2 protein-coding genes are annotated in these 4,257 nt (G+C 74.1%); both read right to left on the reverse strand.

Annotated features, from left to right (window positions below; all coding sequences use genetic code 11):
* The coding region (locus ACZ6EG_RS33975; protein WP_469610506.1) for a beta-ketoacyl synthase N-terminal-like domain-containing protein at window positions 1-1,010 on the reverse strand (1,010 nt) is incomplete at its 3' end.
* 43 nt (window positions 1,011-1,053) lie between these two features.
* Window positions 1,054-4,257 (reverse strand): type I polyketide synthase (locus tag ACZ6EG_RS33980; protein WP_469610503.1); only part of this gene is annotated, 3,204 nt, incomplete at its 5' end.

Genomic DNA, 4,257 nt, shown 5'->3' on the forward strand with positions numbered 1-4,257 from the left:
TCCACGTCGGCGGGCGTCAGCCCCGCATCCGCCAGCGCGTCACGGATCACCCGCTGCTGAGCCGGACCACTCGGCGCCGTCAGCCCATTGCTCGCACCGTCCTGATTGACCGCACTGCCCCGCACCACCGCCAGCACCCGATGACCACGACGGCGCGCATCAGACAGCCGCTCCACCAACAGCACACCCACACCCTCGGCCCACGCCGTACCGTCCGCCCCCTCCGCGAACGCCTTGCACCGCCCGTCCACCGCCAGCCCCCGCTGCCGCGAGAACTCCACGAACACCGTCGGCGTCGCCATCACCGTCACCCCGCCGGCCAGCGCCATGTCGCACTCACCCCGCCGCAACGACTGCACCGCCAGATGCAAGGCGACCAGCGACGACGAACACGCCGTGTCCACCGTCAACGCCGGCCCCTCCAACCCCAACGCGTAGGCAACCCGCCCGGACGCGATGCTGCCGGCGCTGCCGTTCACGAGGTAGCCCTCGTACTCCGGCGGAGCCGAGTCGAACCGCGACCCGTAGTCGTCGTACATCACGCCGGTGAAGACGCCGGTACGGCTCCCGCGCAGCGACGCGGGGACGATCCCGGCCCGCTCCAACGCCTCCCACGACGTCTCCAGCAGCAACCGCTGCTGCGGATCCATCGCCGCCGCCTCCCGCGGCGAGACACCGAAGAACTCCGCGTCGAACTCCGCCGCCGAGTGCAGGAACCCGCCCTCCCGCACGTAACTGCGCCCCAGCGCCTCCGGATCGGGGTCGTACAGTCCTTCGGCGTCCCAGCCGCGGTCGACGGGGAACGGGGAGATCGCGTCCGTACCGGACGCCACCAGGTCCCACAGCTCCTCCGGCGACGCCACACCACCCGGGTAACGGCAGCCCATCCCGACGATCGCGATCGGCTCACGGCTCGCCGACTCGACCTCTGCCAGACGGGACTTGGTCTTGTGCAGTTCGGCGGTGGCACGCTTCAGGTAGCTGCGGATCTTGTCGTTCTCGGCGTTCATTGCTGCCACCAACTCCTCGGCATGCGGTCGGTCCACGGTGTGGTCACAGCTGCTCGTCCAGGAAGGCGAAGATCTCGTCGTCGGTCGCCTCGTCGAGCCGGTCCGTCACGGTCGCTCCCGCGCCCTCGGCACCGCCGGGTGCGGCGGTGCGACCGCGGGGGGCCGTGCCGTTCCGCCCAGGGGTGTCGAGCACAGACAGCAGTCCGACGAGCCGCTCCCGTACCTCGGCGCGGCGGGCGTCGTCCGCACCCAGCAGGGCGACCGCCCGCGTGAGGTCGCCGATCCCCGCCAGCGCCGCGTCCGCGGGCGGGGCTCCGGCCGGACGGGGCAGTTCCCCGTCGATGTGCTCCGCCATGGCCTTCGGCGTGGGGTGGTCGAAGGACAGCGTGGTCGGCAGCCGCAGGCCGACCAGGCGGCTGAGCCGGTTGCGCAGCTCCACCGCCGCCAGGGAGTCGACGCCGATCTCCCGGAAGGGTCGTTCGGGCTCGATCTCGGTGGCCGACGCGTACCCGAGGACCTCGGCGACCTGCTCGGCGACGAGGTCCAGGACGGCCGCGGACCGCTCAGCCGGGTCGAGCGCCACCATCCCCGCGATACGTCCGGCACCGGGGTCGGCCTCCTTGCCGTGCCGGTCGGCCGCCGCGGGGGTGCCGGTTCCGTCGCGGCGGCGCAGGGCGGCGGGCAGCAGGCCGCGCAGCAGGGGGGACATGGTGGCCGCGCCGCGCTCCTTCGCCGTGCGGCGCAGGACTGCCCGGTCGAGGAGGAGGGGGACGAGGACGGCGGGTCCCTCCCGGTGGCCGGTCAGGGCCAGGTCGAGCAGGTCGAGCCCTTGCTCCGGGGGTATCGCGGCGATGCCGTCCCGGCGCAGTACGCGCAGGGCCAGGTCGCCGAGGCCCCCCGCCATGCCCACCTGCTCGTCCCACAGGCCCCATGCCAGGGACACGGCGGGCAGTCCGGCCGCACGTCGGGCTTCCGCGAACGCGTCGAGTACCGCGTTGGCGGCGGCGTAGGAGCCCTGCCCGGGGCGGCCCAGGAGCCCGGCGGCGGCAGAGAACAGGACGAACGCGCGCAACGGCCGGTCGAGAGTCGCCTCGTGGAGGTTCCGCACGGCGTCGGCCTTGGGCCGCAGCACGGTGTCGAGCCGCTGCCGGGTCAGGCCGGTCAGGGCGCCGTCGTCCAGCACGCCCGCGGTGTGCACCACACCGGTCAGCGGGTGTTCCGGCGCCACCTCGGCGACGGCCTTCCGTACGGCCTCACTGTCGGTGAGGTCACAGGCCAGGAAGGTGACCGTGACGCCGAGGCCGGTGAGTTCCCGTTCCAGTGGGCCGGCTTCCGGGGCGTCCGGTCCGCGCCTGCTGACCAGGAGCATGTGGCGTACGCCGTACCGACGTGCCAGGTGCGGAGCGACGCGCCGTCCCAGGGCGCCGGTGCAGCCGGTGATCAGTACAGTGCCCTCCGGGTCGAACACGGAGTCCGTGGCGGGGCCGTCGGGACCGGGCGCGGTGGCCGGTGCCTCCGTCGCCGCCGGGGCCGCTGCCGGCGCCGGAGCGGTCGTCGCCGGCGGCGGGGCCATCGGGACCAGGGCCGGTGCCAGCAGCTCGCCCGTCCGCAGGGCGAGTTGCGGTTCGTACGAGGCCAGGGCGTGCGGCAGCACCGTACGGGACGCGGGCGAATCGTCCAGGTCGAGGAGGGTGAAGCGGTCCGGGTACTCCGACTGCGCGGAGCGGAGCAGCCCCCACAGGGCCGCGCCCGCCAGGTCCGGCACCTCGCCGGGACCGACCGCCACCGCACCCCGGGTCAGGACGACCAACCGGGAGTACGCCAGCCGTTCGTCCTCGACCCACTCCCGGACCAGGGCCAGGCCGCGCCCGAGGGCGACACGTACGGGGTCGTCGTCCCAGCCGTCACCCGTACGGGCGGGAGTGTCCGCGTCCGCGTCCGGCACCACGGGTATCTCGTCGAGCGGGGTGTCCACCGTCGACACGACCACCAACCCAGGCACGGGGGTTCCCGCCGCCACAGCCGTGCGCAGGGCGGTGAGGTCCGCGTGGGCGGCGGGCTCCGCGACCGTCTCGGCCGCGGCGGCCCCGAGCACGGTCCAGCCCTGGGCGCCGGATGCCTCGATCGCGTGCGGAAGCGGCTGCCAGTCGACGCGGTACAGCGGTTGAGGCGTCTCCTCCTTCCCCAGGGTCACCGGGCGCAGCAGCAGCGCACCGAGGGTGAGGACGGGGGTGCCCGCCGGATCGGCGGCCTGTACGGAGAAGGCGGATTCGGTGCCGCCGCCCCCGGGTGCCAGCCTGACGCGGAGCGTCTCGGCTCCGGTGGTGTGGAGCGCGATGCCCTGCCAGGAGAAGGGCGCCAGCGTGGTGCCGCCGGTGTCGGGCAGCAGCCCGCCGGCGCGCCACGGGTGGAGGGCGGCGTCGAACAGGGCCGGATGGATGCCGAATCCGTCACTGGTCGCGCTCGCGCCCACTGCGGGCCGCCGCACCTCGGCGAAGAGTTCGTCGCCGAGACGCCACACGCCGGACAGTGCGGTGAAGGCCGGGCCGTAGCCGTAACCGTCCGCGGCGAACCCGTCGTACAGCTCCTCGACGTCGATCGGGTCGGCACCCGCCGGTGGCCAGGCCCCGGCAGCCCAGGCCATGCCGGCAGCGGCCGGCTCCGCGGAGGAGAGCACGCCTTCCGCGTGCCTGGTCCACTCCGGTTCCTCACCGTCCCGTCCGGCGCCCTCCGGGCGTGCGGCAACGGCCACGGCACGCCGTCCCTGCTCGTCGGGCGCCTCGACCAGCACCTGGACGTGCAGTCCGCCGCGCTCGGGGAGGAGCAGGGGCGCGTGGAGCGTCAGTTCCTCGACCCCTCCGCCGCCCACCTCTTCGACAGCCCGCAGCAGCAGGTCGGCGATCGCCGTGCCGGGCAACAGCACCGTGCCGGAGATGGCATGGTCGGCCAGCCACGGGTGGGCGGAGAGTGACACCCTGCCGGTGAGGAGCAGCGCGCCGGAACCGGCTATCGGCGTGGCACCGCTGAGGAAGGGGTGGTCCTTCCACTCCAGGCCGAAGCGCGCGGCTGCCGAGGTGCCGGTCGAACCGGTCGCCGAACCGGTCGCCCAGTAGCGGTTGTGCTGGAAGGGGTAGGTGGGGAGGTCGATGCGTCGGCCTGTGGGACCCGTGTGCAGGGCGTTCACGTCCAGGTCGGCGTCGCGGGTGAAGACCGTCGCCACCGCCGCCTCGAACACCTCCCGCTCCGG

This window comes from Streptomyces sp. NPDC041968, assembly GCF_055589025.1.